This window comes from Streptomyces sp. NPDC026673 (genome assembly GCF_040638135.1).
Lineage (GTDB): Bacteria > Actinomycetota > Actinomycetes > Streptomycetales > Streptomycetaceae > Actinacidiphila.
On record NZ_JBEZXR010000080.1, the window covers coordinates 16,724 to 39,597 of the forward strand.

At 70.2% G+C, this 22,874-nt stretch carries 20 protein-coding genes and 3 pseudogenes; 10 read left to right on the forward strand and 13 right to left on the reverse strand.

The window, feature by feature from the left end; all coding sequences use genetic code 11:
• Positions 1-3: 3 nt before the first annotated feature.
• Positions 4-705, forward strand: coding sequence for a hypothetical protein (locus AB0F62_RS35300; protein WP_361809152.1), 702 nt, complete (start codon positions 4-6; stop codon positions 703-705).
• A gap of 241 nt (positions 706-946) precedes the next feature.
• Here the strand turns inward: AB0F62_RS35300 and AB0F62_RS35305 are convergent.
• A pseudogene (locus AB0F62_RS35305) lies at positions 947-1,169 on the reverse strand (VapC toxin family PIN domain ribonuclease); the annotation flags it as partial.
• A 607-nt stretch (positions 1,170-1,776) separates the two neighbouring features.
• Between AB0F62_RS35305 and AB0F62_RS35310 the strand changes: the two are divergent.
• Positions 1,777-2,535: an SDR family oxidoreductase gene (locus tag AB0F62_RS35310; RefSeq protein WP_361809155.1), complete on the forward strand. Its 759-nt coding sequence runs from the start codon at positions 1,777-1,779 to the stop codon at positions 2,533-2,535.
• Positions 2,536-2,856: 321 nt separating this feature from the next.
• Here AB0F62_RS35310 and AB0F62_RS35315 read toward each other — a convergent pair whose 3' ends face one another.
• From AB0F62_RS35315 to dxs, 3 genes are all read right to left on the reverse strand, one after another.
• The gene (locus AB0F62_RS35315; RefSeq protein ID WP_361809158.1) at positions 2,857-3,369 is read right to left on the reverse strand and encodes a DUF6884 domain-containing protein; all 513 of its coding nucleotides are present in this window, start codon (positions 3,367-3,369) and stop codon (positions 2,857-2,859) included.
• A gap of 606 nt (positions 3,370-3,975) precedes the next feature.
• The gene (locus AB0F62_RS35320) at positions 3,976-5,046 is read right to left on the reverse strand and encodes a tellurite resistance/C4-dicarboxylate transporter family protein (protein WP_361809161.1); all 1,071 of its coding nucleotides are present in this window, start codon (positions 5,044-5,046) and stop codon (positions 3,976-3,978) included.
• 103 nt (positions 5,047-5,149) lie between these two features.
• Entirely contained in the window at positions 5,150-7,111 is a 1,962-nt protein-coding gene (gene dxs / locus AB0F62_RS35325) for a 1-deoxy-D-xylulose-5-phosphate synthase (RefSeq protein ID WP_361809164.1), read from the reverse strand.
• Positions 7,112-7,444: 333 nt separating this feature from the next.
• On the opposite strand from dxs, the pseudogene AB0F62_RS35330 reads away from it, so the two are divergent.
• Positions 7,445-7,750, forward strand: a pseudogene (locus tag AB0F62_RS35330) (ATP-binding protein); the annotation flags it as partial.
• 226 nt (positions 7,751-7,976) lie between these two features.
• Positions 7,977-9,173, forward strand: coding sequence for an MFS transporter (locus AB0F62_RS35335; RefSeq protein ID WP_361809167.1), 1,197 nt, complete (start codon positions 7,977-7,979; stop codon positions 9,171-9,173).
• A 36-nt stretch (positions 9,174-9,209) separates the two neighbouring features.
• Here AB0F62_RS35335 and AB0F62_RS35340 read toward each other — a convergent pair whose 3' ends face one another.
• Positions 9,210-9,881, reverse strand: a complete 672-nt coding sequence (locus tag AB0F62_RS35340; protein WP_361809170.1) for a TetR family transcriptional regulator — start codon at positions 9,879-9,881, stop codon at positions 9,210-9,212.
• Positions 9,882-10,481: 600 nt separating this feature from the next.
• On the opposite strand from AB0F62_RS35340, the gene AB0F62_RS35345 reads away from it, so the two are divergent.
• Positions 10,482-10,748 (forward strand): SDR family oxidoreductase, encoded by a 267-nt coding sequence (locus tag AB0F62_RS35345; RefSeq protein ID WP_361809173.1) that lies wholly within the window; start codon positions 10,482-10,484, stop codon positions 10,746-10,748.
• 165 nt (positions 10,749-10,913) lie between these two features.
• Positions 10,914-11,387 carry a cupin domain-containing protein gene (locus AB0F62_RS35350; RefSeq protein WP_361809176.1) on the forward strand — a complete coding sequence of 158 codons (474 nt, stop codon included), beginning with the start codon at positions 10,914-10,916 and terminating at the stop codon, positions 11,385-11,387.
• 320 nt (positions 11,388-11,707) lie between these two features.
• On the opposite strand, the gene AB0F62_RS35355 is transcribed toward AB0F62_RS35350, so the two are convergent.
• Positions 11,708-12,904 carry a Ca2+-dependent phosphoinositide-specific phospholipase C gene (locus tag AB0F62_RS35355; RefSeq protein ID WP_361809179.1) on the reverse strand — a complete coding sequence of 399 codons (1,197 nt, stop codon included), beginning with the start codon at positions 12,902-12,904 and terminating at the stop codon, positions 11,708-11,710.
• Positions 12,904-13,305: a hypothetical protein gene (locus tag AB0F62_RS35360; RefSeq protein WP_361809209.1), complete on the reverse strand. Its 402-nt coding sequence runs from the start codon at positions 13,303-13,305 to the stop codon at positions 12,904-12,906. Before AB0F62_RS35360 ends, AB0F62_RS35355 begins: the two co-directional genes overlap by 1 nt.
• A gap of 14 nt (positions 13,306-13,319) precedes the next feature.
• Between AB0F62_RS35360 and AB0F62_RS35365 the strand changes: the two are divergent.
• Positions 13,320-13,433: pseudogene (locus AB0F62_RS35365) on the forward strand (NUDIX hydrolase); the annotation flags it as partial.
• A 92-nt stretch (positions 13,434-13,525) separates the two neighbouring features.
• Positions 13,526-13,960, forward strand: coding sequence for a VOC family protein (locus AB0F62_RS35370; RefSeq protein WP_361809182.1), 435 nt, complete (start codon positions 13,526-13,528; stop codon positions 13,958-13,960).
• Positions 13,961-14,089: 129 nt separating this feature from the next.
• On the opposite strand, the gene AB0F62_RS35375 is transcribed toward AB0F62_RS35370, so the two are convergent.
• The 4 genes from AB0F62_RS35375 to AB0F62_RS35390 form a co-directional block, all read right to left on the reverse strand.
• Positions 14,090-14,311, reverse strand: a complete 222-nt coding sequence (locus AB0F62_RS35375) for a hypothetical protein (RefSeq protein WP_361809185.1) — start codon at positions 14,309-14,311, stop codon at positions 14,090-14,092.
• An 86-nt stretch (positions 14,312-14,397) separates the two neighbouring features.
• Positions 14,398-15,471, reverse strand: a complete 1,074-nt coding sequence (locus tag AB0F62_RS35380) for an aldo/keto reductase (protein ID WP_361809188.1) — start codon at positions 15,469-15,471, stop codon at positions 14,398-14,400.
• Positions 15,472-15,550: 79 nt separating this feature from the next.
• Complete coding sequence (locus AB0F62_RS35385) at positions 15,551-16,537, reverse strand: zinc-dependent alcohol dehydrogenase family protein (RefSeq protein WP_361809191.1); 987 nt, start codon at positions 16,535-16,537, stop codon at positions 15,551-15,553.
• 75 nt (positions 16,538-16,612) lie between these two features.
• A complete protein-coding gene (locus AB0F62_RS35390; RefSeq protein ID WP_361809194.1) occupies positions 16,613-16,945 on the reverse strand; it encodes a hypothetical protein in 333 nt (110 codons plus the stop codon).
• A gap of 1,073 nt (positions 16,946-18,018) precedes the next feature.
• Between AB0F62_RS35390 and AB0F62_RS35395 the strand changes: the two genes are divergently transcribed.
• On the forward strand, positions 18,019-18,978 hold the full coding sequence (locus tag AB0F62_RS35395; protein WP_361809197.1) for a helix-turn-helix domain-containing protein: 960 nt from the start codon (positions 18,019-18,021) through the stop codon (positions 18,976-18,978).
• Between the two features lie 47 nt (positions 18,979-19,025).
• On the opposite strand, the gene AB0F62_RS35400 is transcribed toward AB0F62_RS35395, so the two are convergent.
• Complete coding sequence (locus AB0F62_RS35400) at positions 19,026-20,081, reverse strand: PP2C family protein-serine/threonine phosphatase (protein ID WP_361809200.1); 1,056 nt, start codon at positions 20,079-20,081, stop codon at positions 19,026-19,028.
• A gap of 769 nt (positions 20,082-20,850) precedes the next feature.
• A complete protein-coding gene (locus AB0F62_RS35405; RefSeq protein WP_361809203.1) occupies positions 20,851-21,111 on the reverse strand; it encodes a hypothetical protein in 261 nt (86 codons plus the stop codon).
• A gap of 622 nt (positions 21,112-21,733) precedes the next feature.
• On the opposite strand from AB0F62_RS35405, the gene AB0F62_RS35410 reads away from it, so the two are divergent.
• Positions 21,734-22,756: an LLM class flavin-dependent oxidoreductase gene (locus AB0F62_RS35410; RefSeq protein WP_361809206.1), complete on the forward strand. Its 1,023-nt coding sequence runs from the start codon at positions 21,734-21,736 to the stop codon at positions 22,754-22,756.
• Positions 22,757-22,874 lie beyond the last annotated feature (118 nt).

Here is a 22,874-nt window from a genome sequence, read left to right on the forward strand (position 1 = left end):
CGGGTGCAATACGGGAATAAACCGCAGACAGCCGGCTCGATCGGGAGGGTGGGCCGGTCCCTGCGGACACCCCGGGCGGCGGGTGCGGCGGGGATCCTGTTCGCCCTGCTGCTGGGGGCCACAATCGTTCTGCTGCACAGTGCGATCCCGGGCGGGCCGTCACACGGAACGGACTGGCTCAGGGATTCCTGGAGCCGCAAGGCGGCCCGGGCCGAACTGGCCGTACTGCCCTTCGCCGGAATCATCTTCCTTTGGTTCATGGGGGCGGTACGCAGCCACATCGGAGAGGCCGAGGACAAGTTCTTCGCGACGGTCTTCCTCGGCAGCGGCCTCCTGTTCGCCGCCACGCTCTTCGCCCTGGCCTCCGGGACGGGCAGCCTCCTCGCCCTGGCCGAATGGCGCGGTCCGGCACTGGACCCGCACGTGTGGGATTTCGGGCGCGCGTTCGCCCTGGACCTGCTCAGCGGCTACTGCATGCGCATGGCTGCCGTCTTCACGGCCTGTACGTCAACGATCGGGTTCCAGTTGTCGATCTTTCCACGGTGGATGACCTGGCTCGGTTACCTGACCGCGGTCCTTCTCCTCTTCGTCGCGCCTGTCTCCGGCTGGTTCCAGCTGACGTTCCCCCTGTGGGTGCTGCTCATCAGCATCCACATGATCAGGGCCGGCGGCCGCCGGAAGGGGACGGGCGCGGACAGCCCCTGACCCCCGGAAGGCGGGACGACTGCCGGCGGCGGCCGAACGTCAACCGCGAGACCGCAGAGCAGGGGCGATGAGGTGGGGAGGGCGGGCAAGGTACCGGACGGGAGGACGGATGCAGCGCCGACGGTCATCTGATCGCACGGTTGGGCGCCGAGGCTCGAGCCGTTCACGGACGCGCTCGGTGATGCCGTTGACGCCGGCTCTCCAGACCGTCCGCTCGTACTCGCTCGGCCTGCCGGTAGCCCTCGGCGATGGCGATCCAGGCAATCATCAAGTCCGCGCCCCGGCGCCGAGGTTTGCGGCCCGCACCGACCACCGCGGCACAGACCCTGCCGTAGATGCGAGCGGCTTCGGCATCGGAGGGAAGGGGATCGAACTCGTTCTCCGCGCGTCGCGGGGACGTCCATGCGCCGGGCGCCTTCGGCGTACTCGTCGTCATCGCCCTGCTCATCGTTGGTGCACCGGCGAAAAGCGCAGGCAACTGCCCCCATCAACGGGGATCCTTTCCCATGTCGCGGTCCCATCCACTGACGCGTTCCACCGGACGCGCCCCCACAACCGGCAGCACCAGTCATACCCGGCTCCGGCGCGTCGCGCCCGAACGCTCCACCGTCGCCCCGACGGCGGACGTCCCGGGCCGCGGACGGTAGGGATACAGCCCCTGAAAGCAGCCGTTCGACGGGCGGGTCCAGCGGTTCCCGGTCGCCGCGGGCACGGAGCTCGGGCGGACCGGCGCGGCGCGGCTCACAGCGGGCGGGCCGATGTGAAGCTACGTCAGTGCGTAGAGCGAAGGGTGAACGCGACGGTCCTCGACGAACTGTTCCGGGACGGACAGCGGTGGGGGCTGCTTCCCATGGCACCCGAGCCACTCGGCGAGATCACCCGCGGCGCGTCGAAGAGGCCGCCCACCTCGCAACTGCCGGATGACCCTGACCGGACAGGAGCGGACTGCCGCGGACAACCGTCGACACCGCGCTCTGCGGGGCGATCCGCCCGGGCCGGCGCCGGGCTCGGCGACGAACAACCCAGGGTGGTCATCCCGACGGCCCGCGACGACGAGGAGGAACCGGGCCCATGACCGGAGCAACCGGAAGGGTGGCACTGGTGACGGGGGCCAGCAGCGGGATCGGCGCGGCCACCGCGCGTCTTCTGGCCTCGCGTGGGATGCGCGTGGTGGTCAACTACCTCCGCAGCGACAAGCCGGCCGAGGAGGTCGTGGCGGACATCGCGGCCGCAGGCGGCCGGGCCATGGCCGTGCAGGCCGACGTGCGCGAGGTGGCGGCCGTCGAGGGAATGGTGGAGCAGGTCAGGGCGGCGTGGGGAGGCGTCGACGTGCTCGTGCACAACGCGCTGATCCCGTACGCGGTCGCTTCGTTCCGGGACATGACGTGGGAGGAACTGGGCGGCAAGCTCAACTCCGAGATGCACGCGGCATTCGCGGTCACCAAGGCCGTCCTCCCTTCCATGACCGAACAGGGCTGGGGGCGCATCGTCTATCTCGGCACCGGTCTCAGTCGCCGGCCGCGGGAGGGCATGATCGCACTGGGCACGGCCAAGGCCGCGCTGGAACAGTTCGCCCGCTACCTGGCCCAGGAACTGGGGCCGCAGGGCATCACGGTCAACGTCGTCGCGCCCGGCCCCGTGGAGGACACCCGGATGGCGGCGGACGTACTGGACGATGCGCTCAGGCAGCGGCAGGTGGCCGCCACCCCTCTCGGCCGCCTCGCGCGCCCGGCCGACGTCGCCCAGGCGGTCGCCTTCTACGCCACCGAGGACAACGCCTTCATGACCGGTACCACCGCCGCGGTCGACGGTGGGATGTCCATGTACTGAGGCGCCGCCCTCCCCCGTACACGGGGCCGCGGGTCCCGGTCCGGCACGGGCCCGCCACACCGGCCTCTCAGCCCTCGGCACCAAAACCGCGGGCGCTCGGCACACGTGTGCGCCGGTGGCGTTGACACGACCGGGAAGGGCGTTCACGCACACCGTCGATCTCGCCCATCACCGCGGTCGCCGCCGGATTCAAAGTCCCCGCCGGTGTCACGGCGGCCGACTTCTGCCGCACCGCACCCGCCGCACGCGTGGGAAACGATCGACCATGAGCGTGCGATGTCGACCCACGGCCCGGTCATCTGCGCGGGTGTGCTTGCCCGGTCAGCTGTTGAGGCGTCGCACTGCCACGGCTCGTCGCGGGCTGCGGGTCTTCGCCATGGCGGGGGGCTGCGTGCCTGCCGCGCGTGCCATCGCGGTGAGTCGCGCGAATTGCTCACCCATACCCCGCGTCCCCGTCAACGGGGTACGCGCGTGTGGCCATATCGCCGTGGCGAGGGCGACGTGACGCGCGCCCCCGAGGATGACGACGGGGTCGAGTGCGGTCACGCCGAATCGTTCCGCCTGATCGCGCAGAATCGGAACCGTCACCGCGTCGGGATGTCCGTGCGGGATGTCGTAGGGGTCGATCTCGTCACTGAGATCCAGCAGGCCGTGGAAGGCGGAGAGAATCACGAGCCGATCCGGTTGGAGCGCCTCGGCCGCCCTTCGGCAGGCTCGGTGATAGGAACCGATGTACATGTCCGCAGCCTGGGCCCGATGGTCCAGCTTGCGTACGCCGCAGGGGATCACGACCAGTTCCGGCCGGAAGCCGGCAGTGTAGTCCGTCAAGTCCATGAAGGTTCCTTCCAGTCCCTGGGCTCGGTCGACTGCGGCAGGGGAACGGCGTCGAGCCGGCCTCGCGCGGCTAGTTCGGCCCCGGCGCCCTTCCCTCGGACACCGGGATGTCGTCACCGGCGAGTGGGTCCACGGGCACGAAAGCGCGTTGCGACGCATTTGGTCACGCCCGCCTCCACAATCCGCCGTCGTCTCCTGACGTGAACTGGAACGCGGCACGGGGCGACGGCCATCGCAGCGCGGCAGGACACAGAACGCTCAGATGTGGACGTGACGCCGGGATGGTGCCGTGGGGCGGCGTCCTGACCTGTCGCAGTCCTGGCAGACTCGTGCGCCTCGCAGTTCCACGGACGGCGATGACCCCATGGCCGCCGTGGCGAGGGCCACGGGATTCGGCTCCCCCGAGTCTCTCCGCTGGGTCCTCGTGCGGCACCTGGGAGTGACGCCGGCTGCGTTCGGGGCCGGTTTCCGAACAACCGGCCTGGGCGCCGGTGGCCGGATCTCCAGGGCGGACCCGTCGTGGTCCGGGCCTCCGCGCAGCGACAACGGCGAGGGCGGTCGGACCAAAGCCGGCAAGGTCTCGGCAAGGCCTCCCCCTGTCACGGCTCACGGCAGCGTCCGGGACGGCGTCGAGCCGGCACCCTGCCGGCCGGCACCCTGCCCCACATCGGAAGCGGATTGATGCGCGCTCACGCGGCGGGGCCGGAGCGCGGCGCCCACCATGGCGGCGAACACAACGGCCCAGAACGCCGCGGCGATCCACACCTCCCAGCGGCCCACGCCGGTCATCCACGAGGTTCCGGTGGCGCGTCCCAGCTCGTGCGTGGTGACGGCATACATGCCGACCGGGAAGACGAGGTTCCACCAGCCGAGGTCGTAGCGCAGCGGAATGCGCCGCAGGGCGTGCCGCCATACGCCCAGGGCCAGCAGCAGCGGGATGAGCCAGCTGGAGAACGACCAGAGGACGACGGACGACCCGACCAAAAGCGGGCGCGACAACAGGGCGCTGCCGGACGGGAGTGCGATCAGCCGCACTGCGGCAAGCACGACGATCGCCGCCGCCCCCATGAAGATCCAGACGGAGGTCATGAGGCCTTCCGGCCGGACCGGCCGGGCCAGCAGCCTGGCCAGGACGATCGCGGCGGTCAGGAGATACTGCATCAGGCCGACGGACCAGCACACGACCGCCAGCACGGGCAGCACGTGGCCCGGCGTCACCCGGGCCAGCGAGGCCGCCGCGACCGCCACCGACTCCGATCCCACCGCCCACAGGAACCAGGTGCCGTTCACCTGGTCGAACGAGGGGCCCCGCTTGAGGGTGGTGATGAGCGCGATCGGAATGCCGTAGTCCAGTACCACCCACCCCAGCGTCCCGAAGGCCAGGAACGCACCGGCGACCGCGGTGTGGCCGTCCGGTACGAGGCGCGCGGCCAGCACGTTGGAGGAGACGGCGAGGGTGAGGAAGGCGAAGGCGCGCGGCCCGAGGAGGTCCGCGACGAACCGCTCCCGCCTCCGCAGCAGCCGCCAGCCGTAGGCCGGGACCAGTACGGCGAATCCGGCCAGTGCCACCCACAGCAGCACCGTGGAGGCGGTGCCGGCGCCGTTGACGTACAGGGCCGTGGAGACGATGCCGGTGCCCATGACGAACGCGAGCGAGCCCGCGTTGAGGTCGGCCACCGCCGCGGAGACGCCGGCGCGGTATCGGGCCGGCCGATGATCTTGGCCATCACACACCCTCCGACCGCCGCACGGTGGCAAAAATTTCACCGATATGTTCACTTCATTGCCTTTCGCGCGCAGGGACCCCCGCAGGCCGTCGCGCTGCCATGGCGGCAGCCCCGGCAAGGGCCTGAGTGACGGTGTGCGCGATGGCCTGAGCCGTCAGGCCCGCCTCCGCGAGGATCTCGGCACGGCCGGCCTGCCGGGGAAACCCGTCGGCCACGCCCAGGGCACGCACCGGGGTGCGGATGCCGGCCACCTGAAGGGCCTGGCCCACCGCGGTTCCCACTCCCCCGGTGCGCAGGCCGTCCTCGACGGTGACCACCAGCGCGTGATCGGCGGCGAGGGCGGTCAGTTCACCGGGCAGCGGCTTGACCCACAGCGGGTCCACCACGGTGACCTCCACGCCGTGCTCGGCACAGAGCCCCGCCGCTTCGAGGGCGACCGCGGCCATCGCTCCGACGGCGATCAGCAGGACGCCGCCGGCGCCGGCGGCCTCACGCAGGACATCGACCGCACCGGCGCGACCGGCCGCCGGGATCTCCGGGCCGACGGCACCGCGCGGGTAGCGCAAGACCGTCGGCGCGTCAGTGATCGACACCGCCTGCGCCAACTGCCGCCGCAGCGTGTGCGCATCGCGGGGAGCCGCGATGCGCAGGCCGGGAACCGCCTGGAGCATCGCCAGGTCCCAGAGCCCGTTGTGGCTGGGTCCGTCGTCGCCGGTGACTCCGGACCGGTCGAGTACGAGGGTCACACCGAGCCGGTGCAGCGCGAGGTCCATGAGCACCTGGTCGAGTGCGCGGTTCAGGAAGGTGCCGTACAGGGCGATCACCGGATGCAGTCCCGCCATCGCCATTCCGGCGGCCGAGGCGACCGCGTGCTGCTCGGCGATCCCGACGTCGAAGAACCGGTCCGGGTACCGTGCGGCGAAGTCGCTCAGACCGACCGAGCCGGGCATGGCCGCGGTGATCGCCACGACGTCCGGGTGCTCTTCCGCCAGTGCCACCAGTTCCCGGCCGAACGCCGCCGACCAGGTCGGAACGGCAGGCCGCAGGGGGCGCCCCGTCCGCGGGTCGATGGTGCCGACGCCGTGCAGATGGTCCTCCTCGTCCTGCTCGGCGGGCGCGTATCCGAGCCCCTTGCGCGTGATGCAGTGGACGACCACGGGTGCCCCACGGGTCTTGGCCCGTTCCAGGGCCGCTTCCAGGGCGGGGATGTCGTGGCCGTCGACCGGCCCGAGGTAGTCCAGTCCCAGCGCGCCGAAGAGCGAGTGCGGCGTCACGGCGTCGGTGGAGCCCTCTGCGAGGCCCGCCCGGAGCCCCTCCTTGATGCCCTCCTTGGCGGCGTGCAGGGTGCGCTGCAGCGCCCGCCCCGGCGTCCCGGCACCGCCCAGGGCCTGCTTGCCCCAGCCGGCCAGACGCTCGTAGCCGGCGTGGGTGCGCAGGGCCGCCAGGTGCCGCGCGAGACCGCCCACCGTCGGCGCGTACGAGCGGCCGTTGTCGTTGACGACGATCACCACAGGCCGGTGCGGTGCCTCCGCGATGTTGTTGAGGGCCTCCCAGGCCAGCCCGCCGGTGAGCGCTCCGTCGCCGACGACGGCGACGATGTGCCGGTCCGCGTCCCCCGCGAGCTGTCCGGCCTTGGCCATGCCGTCGGCGTACGACAGGGCCGCCGACGCGTGGGAGTGCTCGATGTGGTCGTGCGCGGACTCCTCCCGGCTGGGGTATCCGGACAGGCCGCCGCGCTGCCGCAGACCGGTGAACTCACCGGCCCGCCCCGTCACGATCTTGTGGACGTACGCCTGGTGCCCGACATCCCACAGCAGCCGGTCACGCGGGGAGTCGAACACCCGGTGGAGCGCCAGGGTCAGTTCCACGACGCCGAGGTTGGGCCCGAGATGGCCCCCCGTGACCGCGACATGCCGGATCAGGAAGTCGCGGATCTCCGCGGCGAGCCGGACCAGCTCCGGATGGCTCAGACCCCTCAGGTCCGCGGGCTGGTTGACGCGTGCCAGCAGGCTCATGCCGCTGATCCTCCTCGATGCCGCTGTGCCGTCGGCGGATGCACAGCGGGCAGCGAACGCGCACCGCGCGAACCTCTGCTCCGACCTGTGCGACGACGTCGCGGTGACGACGGTAGATCCGGGAGGGGCCGGGGGCGGACGGTCCCGCAGGCCGTGTCAGCGGCACATCAGGACATCGGCCAGGTGGCCGCCGCCGCGTCACGGAGCGCGCCCGGACGACGCGGTGTCCTGATCCGAGTGGTCCGTGTCCCCCGGGGCCGCGTCAGCCTCGCCGGGAACCAGGTGACGACCGCGTCGGCCGGGAGCCCGCGGCCGGCGAAGGCCATCCTGGGGCAACTGACCAAGACGATCGCCCGCTACGGACGCGCCCACCTCCTCGCAATCGACGAGCTCGGATACATGGAACTCGACAAATGTGGCACCGAGTTGCTGTTCCAGGTATTGACCGAGCTCGAAGAAGAGAACAGCGTCGCCATCGCCTCCGACGAAGGTTTTGGTGGGTGGACCAATTCGTTTACCGTCCCCCGGCTCTGCGCGGCCATCGTCGACCGTCTCACCTTCGGCGGGAACATCATCGAGACGGGTACTGACTCCTGCCGCCTCGCCCGGACCCGGGCCAGGGCCGAGGCCACCGATTGACGATCACAGCGGGCCATTCCTCCATTCGTTTCTGCGCGCCGTTCCTCTACGCTCGCAGGAGGTCATCAACTACCGCATGACATCTGCCCGGTGACGAAGCCGGCGTGGGGTGCGCGTCCCCGCTCCACGCCACCACTGGACGGCTTCAGGCGCAGCCACGGGTCGGCACATCCGGACGCCGACGACCCCGTTGGCGCGTCCCGCCGGGCGGCGAAAGGGATGCGTCGTGCCTTCGGCTTCGGCGAACTACCGCAATTTGCTGCGCACGTCGGGCGCGGCTGCCTTCTTCCTTCCCGCCGCTGTCGGGCGTCTGGGCATCGCCATGACGGGCATCGGCATCGTCTGGCTGGTGCACGCACGCACCGGGTCGTATGCCGCCGCAGGTCTGGTCATCGGCGGATTCGCTGTCGCGGACGCCGTAGCCGGGCCCCAACTCGGTCGCCTCGCCGACCGGTTCGGGCAGGCGCGGGTGCTTTACTGCGCGCTGGGCGCGCACGCCGGGGCCGTGGCGCTGCTGCTCGCCGGCGCCGTGCCCGACGTCATCGCCGGAGTGCTCGTCGGGGCGACGCTGCCCCAGCTCGGCGCCCTGTCCGCCGCCCGCTGGTCCGCCCTGCTGTCCGGTGAGCGGGCTGCCGCGTTGCCCACTGCCTTCGCCCTGGAAGCCCTGGCAAACGGCGTGTCCTACCTGGCCGGCCCGGCCCTGGTGAGCGTCCTCGGCGCGGCGGGCCGCCCGGGCGCCGGGGTACTGCTCGCCGCAGCGCTCGTCATCGTCGGCGGGCTCGCCCTCGCCGCCCAGCGCCGCACCATGCCACCCCCCACCGGCCGCGCCGAACGCCGGCACTCCGGACGCGCCCTGCTCCGCTCCGCCTTCCTGCGGCAGGTCGCGCTCGGCCTCGCGCTCGGGGTGTTCTTCGGCGCGATGCAGGTGTCCGTCACCGCATACGCCGTCGGACGCGGGACACCGGACGCGGCAGCACCGCTCTACTTCGCCTCCAACTGCACCAATCTGATCGGTGGTTGGGCCTACGGAGCATGGCGCCACAGCGGCTCACCCCGGCGCCACCAGGCCGCAGCCGCCGCCTGCCTCACCCTCGCCAGCCTCCCGCTGACCATCCTCGACGCGCCCCTCGCGATCAGCGCCACCCTCGCCCTGACCGGACTCGCCGTGCCAGTCCTACTGATCCTGACCTCCCTCCTCACTCAATCGTCGGTCCCGCGCGCCGTCCTCACCCAGGCATTCACCTGGGGCAACTCCGCAAGCGCCGCAGGATCGGCGGCCGCCGCGGCGGTCGCGGGACGGGTGGTCGACGCCGGCGGCGCGCACGGCGGCTTCAGCGTGGCGGCGGGAGCCGCGGCGGTGATGACGTTCCTGTCGCTCGACGGTCTGCGGGACTCATCAGCAGCCAAGGACGAACGACCCTGACACAGGCCTGAGGACAGCCGTCATCAGGACACCGAGCTAAGGAGACGAGCGCCCCCAAGCGGCGTCAAAACTCCAGAGCGGGCCGGTGCACATGTGCTGGATGGTGGACGCGACCGCCTGCTTGAGCAGGTCGCCCTCCGCCCGGTCGATGGCGTCGAAGTTCAGCAGGTAGCGCCCCACGTGCAGGCCGAGGAGGTGGCTGGCCACCAGGGACGCCCGGAGCTCGGCCCGCTCGGGGGCGATGGCCGTGACGATCGGATCGATCACGCACGTCGTGAACAGCTCCCGCATCAGCGTGACCGCCTCCGGGCGCTCACATGCCGCGTGCAGCAGGGTGAGAGCCGTGTTGGGCCGACCTTCCTGCTCCCAGGTGTCCAGGAACACGTCGGCGAGACGCTCGCCGATGTGGTCGGGACCCATCGCGAGGACCTCGCGGACGACGGTGTCGGGGTCGAAGGGCCATTCGACGGTGGCGGCCAGCAGGCCCGCCTTCGAGCCGTAGAAGTGCACGACCAGCGAGGGCCTGACCCCCGCGTTCCTGGCGATCTCGCGCAGTGACGTCTGTGCGTAGCCCTTGCCGTCGAAGGCCGCACGGGCAGCGGTGAGGATCGTGGCGCGCGTCGCATCGCCGTCCCGGGGACGCGTCGCGCCGGGCGACTGCGTGCTGGGGAGGCCTGCGCTGGAGGGCGGGGTCTTCGTCGCGGCCATACCGGCAGTGTGGCACTACCCAACTGTACATGTACAGTAGCTGTAATCTGCAACTGTACATGTACAGCAGATCGCGGTCCCGTGGACGTCTCTCCCGGACCGCCCGTAGCTGTCTCCCGCTCGCCGATCACCAGAGGTGCAACCCATGGCATCCCCGCCCAGCCCTGCGCCGGGACTGGCCCCGTCCGGCACTTCCCCGCAGCCGGTTGCGGACTGCGGTGTGCGGCGGCCGGACTTGAGCGTGATCGCCGCGTGCCTCGCCATCCTCTGTGCCTACGTACCCCAGACCGCGGCGTCGACGGCGCCGCCGACCCTCCAGGTCGACCCCGGTGTGCACCGCCGGCCGGCCGCCACGGGGGCATCGCGCTCACCGGCCCACGGGCGGCAAAACCGGCCGACGCACTCGGCGACATCAGGCGCGAGCCCCGGACGGTCACCGCACGCGCGATTCCCGGACGCGTTCCACCGGAGCGCGGCCACATTCACCGCGGCCCGGCCGACGTGGCGCCGAGCGCGGTGCCCGTCCCTCACGGCGGGACATTCGCACCCCGTGCGCCCTCGTCCGCGCCGGACGCACCCACTATTCCCAGGAGGGTCATCATGACTGGTCGGCACGGCGGCAGGATCGCCCTCGTCACAGGCGCGAGCCGGGGGATCGGCGCGGCCACGGCCCGATTACCGGCGTCCCGCGGCATCGCCGATGTCCTCGGCGACCCGCACAGGAAGCACCAGGCGGCGCAGACGGTGCTCGGCCGGATGGCCAAGCCCGACGATGTGGCCCGCGCCGTCGCCTTCTACGCGGGCGACGACAGCGGCTTCATCACGGGCGCGATCGCGGGAGTCAACGGCGGTGGCGCCTGGGACTGAGCCTGCCGCGGGAAGCCCCCAGGCACGGGCCGCCCATCTCACCCTCATCGGACCGGCGATCACGAGCACGTGGTCCAGCGGACCACACCCGAATCCGATCACCGGGAACACGGCCTGCACGGCGCCCGCCTCCATGAGCGCCAGGCCGGGAAAGAAGGAGTCACCATGGAAGCCAAGACCACCGCGCTGGTGGTGCAGCCCGGGCAGCCTGCCGGGGCAGCGCTCACCAACGGCGCGTTCGAGCTGCTCGCCGACGGAGGCGCGGTCAGCGCCAGCCGCCTCACCCTCGCAACCGGTGCCGACGGGGCGCCCCCGCACCACCACAAGCTCTCCCACGAGCTCTTCTACGTGCTCGGCGGGACGATGCTCTTCCGTCTCGGCGACACTCTGACCATGGTGGGAAAGGGCGGTCTCGTCGTCATCCCGCCCGGCCTGCCGCACGTCTTCGGGGCGGCAAAGGGTGAGGAGGCCGACGTGGTGGTGGTCCTCAGCCCCGGCATCGAGCGTTTCGGCTACTTCGAACAGCTCGCCGCCATCAGCCATGGCGAGGCGGAGTTCGCATCGCTGCTCCCCGAACAGAACCGCTACGACGTGCACTTCGAGGACCTCCCCGACTGGCGGTCGGCCCCGGCGCGGTAGTCCAATCCGCCGCTCCGCTCGCAGCGGCAGGTTGGGGGCGCGCCAGCCACTGGTGGCGTCCGCCACCGACGCCAGGGCGCGGCGCGTCACCGTCACGGTCCCCGAGATTGGTCCGGAAACCGGAGCCCGGGCGAGAGCCCGAACCATCCGGACCAGCGCGGATCGCCGCTCTGCAGCCGGTCGGCACCCACTGCGCCGGACCAGGCGCGGCCATCCGTGCGCGCGTCGTACTGCTGCCCGTCCATTCGCAAGTCGAGCACGCAGGTGTGGCACGGAAAAGGCGGCCGTCCGGGGTCGGCCGGCCGCCTTTCAGAACGCGCTCATCGGGTGGACGAGGGCTCCAGCCTGTCGTCGCGGCAGTTGCGCGGCGCGGTCACCGGGTTGCAGCGAACGGGCTCGTTGCCGGGCAGCTCGGCGACGAAGTCGCTGTTGTAGCGAGCGGCCATGCCGACGCTCGGGAAGTCCGTCGTGACCATCTGCGCACCGCTGGCCAGAGCGGTCTGGACACGGCTGAACTCGTTGTTGACGACCGTCTTCAACGGCTCGTCCGAACGGGTGCGGACGATGTAGCCCCGCTCTACCAGGCCGCGGATGGTCGCCTCGTTGGCGCCGCGCGGGTCGTTCACCATCGTGACCGCCGCATCCGCGTCGCCGGGGTTGCCGCGGGTGAAGACCGCGCGGCCCTGCAGGCTGGGGTGCCCGTCGAGGTACATGTCACGGATGGCGCCGGGGCCGCCGTTGTCGAAGAAGAACATCACCTTGCCGCGCGCCCAGTCCAGGGTCGGCCAGCCGTTCTTCAGGATCGACTGCTCCAGCGTCAGGCCCGGGCGGCGCAGGTCGTCAGCGGTGATCAGCTGCGAATCGGAGAAGACCGAACGGATCTCCTTGTCGAGGTCGTCGAGCAGCTTGCCGCTCCACGCCGGGCTGACCGCGCCACCGAGCTGCTCCCAGCGGTCGTCGGTCTGCTTGAGTTCCAGCTGCAGGATGATCGGCACGTGCCGCGGGTTGGCCTTCGACCAGGTGTTCACCTGCTGCATGCAGACCACGAGGGTGCGGCAGGTCGAGTTGTAGTCCTGGTCGGCGACATGGATGACCTTCATGCCGGGTGCCGCGATGGCCGGGTCGTCGATCGGGCCGAGACCGGCCCGCTTGCGGGCCAGCGGGTGCTGGTACAGGCCGCCGTCGGGATCGGGCAGCAGGTCGAACTCGAGCGCGCGCACGTTCTGCCGGCCCAGCAGATCGGAGACGGACGCGTGCGAGTAGAAGCCCCACGACGGGTAACCAGGGTCGATCTTGACCGACTCGGCCAGCTCGACGCCCTGCATCTCACGGTGGAAGGCGTTGTGGGCGCCCATGAACTGGATCTCGTTCATCCGGACCTTGCCGGAGTGCGCGGTGGCGCTCGCAGCGGCCGGGTCCGGCTGTTGCGCCGATACGGCACTCGGCACGACGACGCTCGTGAAGACCGTCGTCAACGCGGCGGCGAGTATGACGCCCAGGCGGGCACGGGTGATCATCAGTCCTCCAAGAGTGACAACCACCGCAACCTAGAGATCAGTTGTGTCCCGGCAGTGCCGTCCACTCTCCGAAAGATCACCGGCAGGATGAACCCTGTCTGAACCGGCCACGCGTCTGCGCCCCGCTCGAGAACCGCCGCCGGCACGATGGTCGGCGACACCGTCATGGTGTGGAAGGCCGACGACGTCATCCCCTGCATCGAGTCCCACATCACGGCCATGGGTTCCGTCATCGACAAGCTCACCGCCTCGAACCTCCTCATGACCGAGCCCTCGGGGGCCCACACCGGCACCTCCGGACAGGCGAAGCCCCTGGACGGTGGGGTCGCCGTCATCACGGGCGGCGTGAATGGGCTCCTCGCCGGCCGGAACCGCAACGAGATGCAGGCACTCGCCAGCAAGCCGGCGGCACCTCCTCCGGCAGCGCATCGAAGTCGCATACGCAGCCGTTCTCATCGGCGGCGAACTCAACACCGACCCGTTCGAGATCCTGGAAGCACGATGGACCACCCCGGGACTGCCTGCCTGACGGCTTGGAGGAGACAGATGTGACGGATGACGGGCGGATCCGGCAGGGGAAATGAGCGGCGGGGTCTCCCTGGTACGCGGTACGGTGCGCCGATGTCAGCGATCAAGAAGTTCCAGGTCACCTTTGACTGCGCAGAACCTGAGCGCCTCGCCCGCTTCTGGTGCGAAGTGTTGGGGTACGTCGCACCACCGCCACCAGAGGGGTTCACCACCTGGGACGATTTCAACCGCACCCTCCCTCCGGAGAAGCAAGGCTCATGGTTCGCCTGCAGTGATCCCTCAGGCGTGGGCCCGCGCCTGTACTTCCAGCGCGTCCCTGAAGGCAAGATCGTCAAGAATCGGGTGCATCTCGACGTCCGGGTCGGCACCGGGCTCGTGGGCGACGAGCGCCTCGCCACACTCGAAGCCGAGTGCGCACGACTGGTCGCGCTCGGCGCGACCCACGTGCAAACGCTCTACGCCGACGAGGAAAACGAGTCGTGCATCCCGATGCTGGACATCGAGGGCAACGAGTTCTGCATCGACTGAACACTCTTGGAGCCGTGTCGGCCTCGCCCCTGAAGGGGGGCGAGGCCGACTTGGCGAAGGGCAGTCGCGAACTGCCGTTGGACGGTTTGGGTCTTGCGGGCCCTGGTGGGTCGTCAGTGGCCCAGAGTGTCAGGCGGACACGGCAGCCAGGAGCCAGTGCTCCGGGACGTCGTGCTCCGGGGCGGTGAGGAAGCGGTGGGTTGCGTGGCTGAGGTCCTCGATGGTGAGGGACCCGTCGCCGTCGCGGTCGAGCCGCGCGAACTCGCCCGTGCCTCCCGGGTCGGTGACGTTCCGGACCTTCGAGTACTGCTTGAACTCATCCCCGCTGACATCCCGGTTCCGCTCCCGCACCCGCTCCCGACCAACGCCGAAGACACCTCGCACGCCCGCACGTACCACAGGCGGCGCCCGCAAGGGTGCCGGTCCGCCGCCTGGTATCACGCCACCGGGATCGCGGGCTCGTCGATCACGCCTGCGTCACCGCCGCGGATGGGGCCCACGCTCCACGCGTTCAGCTCGTGCGGGGTGCCGAGCCTGATCGCGCTCACCTCGTCGAGCCGGGCGAACTGCGCCGGAGTCAGCGTCACCTCCAGCGCGCCCAGGTAGTCGTCGAGCTGTGCGACGCTGCGCGGGCCGATGACCGGCACGTACGCCGTGGCCGCCCGTACGCCCTGCTGCCGCATCCAGGCGATGGCGACATGGGCGGCCGGCACGCCGAGCTCGGCCGCGACGTCCAGGACGGCGTCGACGATCGCGGTCTTCTGCGCGGTGTCCTCGAAGAACCCGACGGCCTTGAGGTCGCTGATCCGGCCCGTGGCGCCCTGGCGGTACTTTCCGGTCAGCAGACCGCCGCCGAGCGGGCTCCACAGCGCCGCGCCCAGGCCGAGCGCCTGAGCCATCGGCAGCAGCTCCCGCTCTGCGGTGCGGTCGACCAGGCTGTACTCGACCTGGATTCCGGCGACCGGAGACCAGCCGCGCAGCTCGGCGATGGCGGCGGCACGCGACACCCGCCAGGCCGGGAAGTTCGACAGCCCGAAATAGCGGATCTTTCCGGCGCTGACCAGGTCGTCCAGGCCCCGAAGGATCTCCTCCATCGGGGTCAGGCCGTCAGGGGCGTGCACCCAGTACATGTCCAGGTGATCGGTGTTCAGGCGGCGCAGGCTGGCTTCGAGGGCCTGGGCCATGTAGCGGCGGCTGTTTCCGGTGTTGGAGACGGTCTGGGGTCCGACGCCGTTCATGCTGTACTTGCCCGTCAGCACGAAGTGGTCCCGGTCGGCGCCCAGGAACTCGCCGAGCAGCTGCTCGGATTCGCCGGCCTGGTAGTTCTCGGCGGTGTCGATGAGTGTGCCGCCGGCTTCGGCGAACCGGTCGAAGATCTTGCGGGCTTCGGCGGGCTCGGCACCGGGGCCCCAGCCGCCGCCGGCGCGCCAGCCGGTGCCGAAATTGGCGGTGCCCAGGCCGTACTCGGACACGCGCAGGCCGTTGTTGCGCCCGAAGGTGGTGTAGCGCATGGGTGACATCTCCCTGAGACGAGGAACGTGCGTTGTGTATGCGTGGACGCGGTTCTTGGCGTGTGGATGATGCGTCGGGTCAGCGGGGGACGGTCACGACGATCTTGCCGACCTGGGACCCCGACTCGAGGCGACGGTGTGCCCCGGCGATGTCCTCCAGCGGGAAGACGGTGTCGATGACCGGCCGCAGGACCTTGCGGGCGACACCGTCGACGATCCAGTCGACGGCGGCCTTGCGGCGTTCGACGTCGGTGGTGAGGTCGAAGACCTTGTATCCCCGGATGGTCAGGCTCTTGCCGATCGCCTGCAGCACCGGCAACGTCGTGGCCTGGCTGCTCAGCGCACCGTAGAGGATCACGGTCCCGCCGGGCGCGGCGGCACCGATCAAGTCCGCCAGGCCAGGTCCTCCCACCGGGTCGAAGATGACGCGTGCGCCGTGGCCGTCGGTGAGCTCGTTCAGGCGCGTGGCCACGTCTTCCTCGTCCGTGACGACCACGGCCTGCGCGCCTTCGTCCAGGAGCCTCCGCCGCTTTGCGCTGCTGCGGGTCAGTGCCACGGGCCGGGCCCCCACGCTGCGGGCGATCTGGATCGCGGCCAGCCCGACGCTGCTGGAGGCGGCCGGGATGAGCACCGTGTCACCGGCCTTCAGGTCCGCGGTCTCGATGAGGGCGCCGTAGGCGGTCAGGTACTGCCCCCACAGGGCCGCGGCCTGTTCCCAGGACAGTGTGCCCGGGTGCTTGACCACCGCGGTGGCGGGCGCGATGGCCAACTCTCCGTGGATGGGGTAGTCGGTGGCTCTGAAGCAGGGGATCAGGCTGACGGCATCGCCGACGGTGAGACCTTCGACGTCCGGCCCGATGGCATCGACCTCACCGGAGGCCTCCCATCCGATACCGGAGGGGAACTCCACGAGGTGGTTGTCGCGGAGCATGGCATCGGCCCGGTTCACCCCGAGAGCACGGGTGCGGATGCGGATCTCGCCGTGCCCGGGTTCGCGGACCTCGACGTCGTCCAGGGTCAGGACCTCGGGGCCGCCGGCGGCGTGAAATCGGACGATCTTGCTCATGTGCGTGGTCTTGCCTTCCGGGTCCGGGATGGATGTGGCAGTTCGGGCTCGGCGGTCGGCCGTCACCCGGTGACGTCAGGTGACCTTGCCGAGCTCCGGTTGGCCGGTGCTCGTGTCCGTCTGCGCAGCCGTCCTGCGGCGTTCCAGCGTTGCGGACAGGGCGACGAGCAGGCCGACGGCCGCGAGCACCGTGACGGTGATCATGGCGGGGGTGAAACCGGCAAGCAGGGTCTTGGGCCCGCTCTCGCCGCCGTGTCCTGCGGTGAGGACCGCGGTGACGATGGCGAGGCCGATCGCGCCGCCGATCTGCATGGAGGTGTTCAGCGGGCCGCCGGCCAGGCCTCGCTCGTGACCGGGGATCCCCGAGGTGCCCTCGATCTGGAAGAGCGAAGGAGCGGAAGAACTCATGGGCGATACGCTGACATGCTCGCACTTTAAATGCAAGTGCATCTAATGCATGAGCATGAAACGCCGCTCGCCGCCCGCCGCCCGCCGCCCGTCTCCACGACCAGCGACACGACCGCCGGCGGCGACCGTCCGGCCCGCCCTGCCCAACGGCCGCCGCCGCGCCAGGCCGCATGGGATGAAGCGTCCAGGCGCATCGAGTCCCGGCGGTGAGCCCGCCCGCGGAGCAGCTCCTCAGCGGTGACGTGGTCCGGGTCCACCGCGAAGGCCTGCCGACGAAGCCCGGGTCTGACATCGAGGCGCACCCGTCGGGGCGGCGACCGCGGATGCGGGTGCGGGTGCGGGTGCGGGTGCGGGTCGGCGGCCAGCGGCACAAAGCCGTCGCGTTTGTGAAGTTCAAGCACTCCGACGGGCGCGTCACACTGCCGACGCAGGTGCGGTTCCTCGAGGGTGACGGGTGGCCGGTGCACTGCGGGCGCCGCTACTGGCGGTCGCCGGACGCTGTCCGCTTGGCGGGCCGGGTATCAGCGGAGCCGACCGACCACCCCCCGGCGGCGCGTGCCGGTCGGAGGCTCACACACGTACCGGCCGACGGCGCCGGCCGCGGCGTCCCGCCCGCGGAACTCCGGCGGGAACCTCAATCGGAGGGGAGGCGCTCGTGCCACCGGAGACGCGCATCGTCGCGGCGCCTGAGGCGCGCCGGCCCGACGAGGAGATCCGCGGCCGACTTCTCGCGCCCCCGGACGTCGAAGGCGTCGTCAGCGCCGGCCATGCCGTAAACAGGGTGGCCGTTTTCGGATCACTGTGTTCACGCGTTCCGCCACATCAATGGCGACTACATGTTGTAGTTGCGGTGCGCACGCCAAAATTTCACGCGCGAGCAGTTCCCGAGTTCACGGAGACGTTGAGTTAGCATCGTTTCAGCAAAAGTGTTGCCAACTCTTCACCACCCCCCAATCCCTCCCCATTGAAGCGCACTATCGTTCGCATGTCGGACTTTCCGGCCGCCCTCGAGTACCGACTCACGGGGTGCTTGGGGCATACAACATCTGACCCTAGCTTACACCGGTGACATCGTGAACAAGTCATTCCGCACTGACATTCTTCCACCCCAAGAAAGGGCGGAATATTGGACGGACGCGGTCCATCAGGCGTTCACCCGGTTTGAGATCCGGCCCCACGAGCAGGACGCGGTACGCGGATCCCTCTGGCTGGCCTCGGTCGGTGCCCTCCATGTGGGCCACGTCGAGGCGAGTCCACAGCGGATGGCCCGAACTCGCGGGACCATCGCCAACGACTCCGGCAGTGCGCTGCTGGTAAGCCTCCAGGAAGCGGGCAGCAGCGTCGTGGCCCAGGACGGGCACGAGACGCTCCTCACCCCTGGAGAACTGGTGATGGTCGACACACGACGGCCCTTCGTCCGGGACTTCCCCGGCAGTTTCCGCCAGAACGTCGCGGCCATCCCGCTTGAGTTGCTGGACGTTCCCGACTCGCTTCTGGCCCGTGTCGTCGGCCACGCGTACCAGCCCACGCACTATATCGGCGGAATCCTTTCCTCTTTCGTGAACAGGCTTGCCGCGGCGGCGGAGTCCAACACCTGCCTGGCGGGAACAAATCATTATCTGGAGCGGGGCATAATCGATGTACTGACCGCGTTCGTTTCCCATGAGGGGCTACTCAACGCGGATGTCACGCCAACCGCCGAGGAAACACTGCGACTCCTCATCCGTGACTACATCTTGGCCCACCTGAATCGACCGGAACTTTCCCCGGGTGCGATCGCGGCCGCGCATCACATCTCCGTACGCTATCTGCACAAGTTGTTCCAGGGCGAGGACATGACGGTCAGCCGATGGATCCACCATCAGCGACTGAAAGCGTGCCGCGAAGAGCTCGCGCGTCACGACCTGGCCGGGTTGACGGTGGAGACAATCGCACAGCGATGGGGTTTCGCCAGCCCGGCGCACTTCAGCCGGATCTTTCGTGCCGCTTACGGCATCACACCGGTCGCATGGCGCCGTATGGCCGCCGCCTGACGTGCCGGGTGCCCGCGACCGACGGCTGAGCAACGCGTCGTCCGACATCAGCACCACCGCATGGCCTTGGTGCCCTCCGAAGGGCCGGGGCCCGCCGGGTGGGGCAGGACTGCTTTGCCACCCTCTTGGTGGCGGGCCAGTGCGATCATCGCGAGATCATCGGCCGGTAGGGCACCGCAATGGGCGACGATGTCTTCGAGGATCTCTCCCAGGACGTTGTGCAGTCGCTCATGGACACGTGCCCGCCGGTCCTGCCAGCCCCACGTGGTGGCACGTTCCAGGAACGGGAAGGAGACCCCGCTGCAGTCGCGGGCCTCGATGAGCCCGTCGGTGTACAGCAACAACGTGTCGTGGGGGCCCAGTTCGAAGACGCTCTCGTGGGCGCGGAGGTCGCACAGCGGGCTGAGCCCGAGGGGCGGGCAGGGCGTGCCGGGCAACAGCACCAGCTCTCCCGGGCGTGCCCGAACCGGGGGCGGATGGCCGAAGTTGACCATGTGGGCGTCGGGCTCACCGTCCGGCACTTCCAGGATCAGCGCCGTCGCGAAGCGTTCGTCCACTTCGGAGCGAGTGTCGTCGTCCGCCTCGGCCAGGTACCGCAGGAAGCTCTCCTCCAGTCGGGTCGACAACTCGACCAGGGAGACGGGCTGCGGCGCCCACTCGCGGAAGGCACCGAGGATGGCGATGACGTCGAGGAACGAAGACAGTCCCCTCCCCCGCACATCGCCGATGATGATGCGGGTCGCCGTGTCGGCCCGAGCGACCGCGTAGAGGTCCCCGCCCACCCGGGCCTGTCCACCGCAGGCGCGGTACACGGAAGCGAGATCGAGGCCGCCGACACGCGAGGGAAGCGGTCGCAGCAGCACCTCTTGCACGGCGTCAGAGACAGCGAGGGCACGCGCCTCCCGCCGACGGTACAGCCAGTACAGGCGACCGCACGCCACTGCCGCCGCCGGCGCCGCAACCCGCTGCAGGACCCGGCAGGCGGCTTTCACCCGACCGCGCAACGGAACGGCCGCGCAGACCGTGAGTACCCCCAGCAGTGTCCCCGCGATGCGCACGAGCCGCCCCACGGGCACGTCATCCGACTGCTCAAGATCGGTCATGCCGCACTCTCCTCTCCCACCTACCCGGCCCGCCGACTGGGAGGCGGCTCCCGGGGCGACCGCACCGGGAGCCCAGTGGTCGTTGAGGCACGACCGTAGGCGAGGAAAAGTCACGAATCTTGAGCAGCGGCGCATGAGATCTTGACCCGTCACGCAGCGTCTCTCGGTTCGGCGGACGACGGCGCGCCAAGGGAGGGCGGCGAAGCGTGACCAGCCCTCGTATCGGCGTGCCACTCAGCCGCCAGGTCCCCTCCACGCGCAACTCGGTGCGCAACACGATAAAGCCCCATGTTCGCCGGCGCAGACGGCGACCTGTCCTGGTCACGCCGGCAGCACGCCCACACCGGGGCCGGCGCCACCGCCAGCCTCCCCCGTTGCTCCGGTGCCGGGTGCGGCCGGGTGCGGCCTTGCGTGCGCTGAGGATGGTTCTCGCGCCTTCGCCGACGGGGATGCGGAAGAGGGCCTTGTCGCCCTGGGCGATCGTTGCTGTCACGGCATCGGTGACTTCTTGGACGGAGACGGGCGCCGCACGGAACGGGGCGAGTCTGTCCAGCAGGTGGCGCTCCGCCGCTTCGCGGCTCCGACCCAAGGACCCATTCCTCCCCGGCCTGAAGGCCCAGGCATCCTGGGAGAAATCAAGTGACCGGCTTCGATGGCGAGGACCTCAACGCCTTCGACAACGAACCGGCCCCGACGCGCCCATCGAGGACGTGTCGGGGCCGGTTCGGGTCGCCGCCCCCCATGAGCGGCGCCGACGTCAGCTACGGGGTCAGCGGTGGCACTGCTTGTGAGCGGGGCGCCAGACGCGGGTCCACTGGCCGGGGTGCCAGCGGTGGTGCCGGTCCCGGAACCCCGGGTGCCACTGCCGTGCCCAGTGGCCCGCCATCCTCACGCAGTGGTGCGACGCTTTCGGCGGCCGGTGGTCCTGCGGAGCGGCCGACGCGGTGCCGACCGTGCCGACGACCGCGCCCGCAGCGAGCGCCACCGTCGCCGCGCCCAGGGCCGCGGCCCTCTTCAACCCGTTGATCATGTTCAGGCCTTTCCGTGCGAACCGGGGACTGACTCCCCGGCACTGCCCGGACCGTTCGGCCGGGCACGCACCGATCCTCACCTTCCGGCACCGTCAAATCACCGCAGAACACCGTCTCTCATGAAATCCAACGCAACTTCTCATCTCGCTCAAATAGTCACATATACGAGTTCTTGCTGTACTTCCTCGGGCGTCGCCGCCCCGCACATGCAGCGCCGCTCGCGGGCCGCCGCGCGGATGCTCCACTGTTCGCGTGACGACCCTCAACTCGTCGAGGGAGACGGGGTAGGTGGCGTCGAAGAAGGCAGCGCAAGGCTTCTGCCCGCGTTCGGCCCCGGAGAAGGGCGCCGTCAAGAACCTGCAGTTGTAGCCGCCGTTCCAGCTTGCCGAGGCGGACCGCAACCTCACAGAAGCGACAGCGGTTGTGACCGGCACTGCCCTTCAGACACCCGTGTTGGCCCTCAGGCAGGGTGGAGACGCATGTCCCAGACTCCTCCACCACGCACGGCACATCGTGGCCGCCGGCAACAGGGACCGCGGCCATGTTCATCCGTCGTGTCGAGGAACCGGTGGCGCGACCTGGGACGGGAATCAAACGTGGCCTCCGGACGCTGGGTCCTGGGTGAAGAAGATCGGATTCCTCTCCTTCGGTCACTGGTCGCCCAGCGAGCATTCCCGGGCCCGGTCGGCCGCGGATGTCCTGCACCAGTCCATCGACCTCGCGGTCGCCGCCGAGGAGCTCGGCGTGGACGGTGCGTACTTCCGGGTGCACCACTTCGCCCGGCAGGCGGCCAGCCCATTCCCGCTGCTCGCGGCGATCGGTGCGCGGACCTCGAAGATCGAGATCGGCACCGGCGTGATCGACATGCGTTACGAGAACCCGCTGTACATGGCCGAGGACGCCGGCGCCGCCGACCTCATCGCGGGCGGCCGGCTGCAACTGGGCGTCAGCCGCGGCTCACCGGAACAGGTGATCGAGGGTTGGCGCCTGTTCGGCTACGAGCCCGCGCCGGGCGAGACGGACGCCGACATGGCCCGCCGCCACACCGAGGCGTTCCTCACGGTCCTCGGCGGCGAGGGTTTCGCCCAGCCCAACCCGCGGCCGATGTTCCCCAACCCGCCCGGGCTACTGCGGATCGAACCGCACTCCGAGGGGCTGCGCGACCGGATCTGGTGGGGCTCCTCATCCAACGCGACGGCCGTCTGGGCCGCCGAGCTGGGCATGAACCTGCAGAGCTCGACGCTGAAGAACGACGAGACGGGCGAGCCGTTGCACGTCCAGCAACGCAAGCAGATCGAGGCGTACCGCGAGGCGTACAAGAAGGCGGGTCACACCCGGGAGCCCCGGGTATCGGTCAGCCGCAGCATCTTCGCCCTGACCAACGACCTCGACCGCGCCTACTTCGGCCGTGACCGCAACTCGCGGGACCAGGTCGGCATGCTCCACGACACGACCCGGGCCGTCTTCGGACGCTCCTACGCCGCGGAGCCGGAGGAACTGGTGAAGCTGCTGCGCCACGACGAGGCGATCCAGGCCGCGGACACCCTGCTGCTGACCATCCCGAACCAGCTCGGGGTCGACTACAACGCCCATGTGCTGGAGAGCATCCTCACCCACGTGGCACCGGAACTCGGCTGGCGCTGAGCATCGGCCGACGAACGGCGGGCCGAGGCCCGCCGGTGCGCCGGCCACCTGTCGGGGCCGGCGGCGGCGCGCGCAGCAGCCACACATAGGCCGAGAGGGGGGGGGGGGAAGTCGGTAG

What these genes read in the sequence shown, in the direction of transcription:
- AB0F62_RS35315 (WP_361809158.1), bottom strand. Translation starts at nt 3,369, where the DNA reads ATGGACTTGACGGACTACACTGCCGGCTTCCGGCCGGAACTGGTCGTG.
- AB0F62_RS35345 (WP_361809173.1), top strand. Translation starts at nt 10,482, where the DNA reads ATGACTGGTCGGCACGGCGGCAGGATCGCCCTCGTCACAGGCGCGAGC.
- AB0F62_RS35350 (WP_361809176.1), top strand. Translation starts at nt 10,914, where the DNA reads ATGGAAGCCAAGACCACCGCGCTGGTGGTGCAGCCCGGGCAGCCTGCC.
- AB0F62_RS35400 (WP_361809200.1), bottom strand. Translation starts at nt 20,081, where the DNA reads ATGACCGATCTTGAGCAGTCGGATGACGTGCCCGTGGGGCGGCTCGTG.
- AB0F62_RS35390 (WP_361809194.1), bottom strand. Translation starts at nt 16,945, where the DNA reads ATGAGTTCTTCCGCTCCTTCGCTCTTCCAGATCGAGGGCACCTCGGGG.
- AB0F62_RS35380 (WP_361809188.1), bottom strand. Translation starts at nt 15,471, where the DNA reads ATGCGCTACACCACCTTCGGGCGCAACAACGGCCTGCGCGTGTCCGAG.
- AB0F62_RS35370 (WP_361809182.1), top strand. Translation starts at nt 13,526, where the DNA reads ATGTCAGCGATCAAGAAGTTCCAGGTCACCTTTGACTGCGCAGAACCT.
- AB0F62_RS35310 (WP_361809155.1), top strand. Translation starts at nt 1,777, where the DNA reads ATGACCGGAGCAACCGGAAGGGTGGCACTGGTGACGGGGGCCAGCAGC.
- AB0F62_RS35385 (WP_361809191.1), bottom strand. Translation starts at nt 16,537, where the DNA reads ATGAGCAAGATCGTCCGATTTCACGCCGCCGGCGGCCCCGAGGTCCTG.
- AB0F62_RS35355 (WP_361809179.1), bottom strand. Translation starts at nt 12,904, where the DNA reads ATGATCACCCGTGCCCGCCTGGGCGTCATACTCGCCGCCGCGTTGACG.
- dxs (WP_361809164.1), bottom strand. Translation starts at nt 7,111, where the DNA reads ATGAGCCTGCTGGCACGCGTCAACCAGCCCGCGGACCTGAGGGGTCTG.
- AB0F62_RS35340 (WP_361809170.1), bottom strand. Translation starts at nt 9,881, where the DNA reads ATGGCCGCGACGAAGACCCCGCCCTCCAGCGCAGGCCTCCCCAGCACG.
- AB0F62_RS35405 (WP_361809203.1), bottom strand. Translation starts at nt 21,111, where the DNA reads ATGATCAACGGGTTGAAGAGGGCCGCGGCCCTGGGCGCGGCGACGGTG.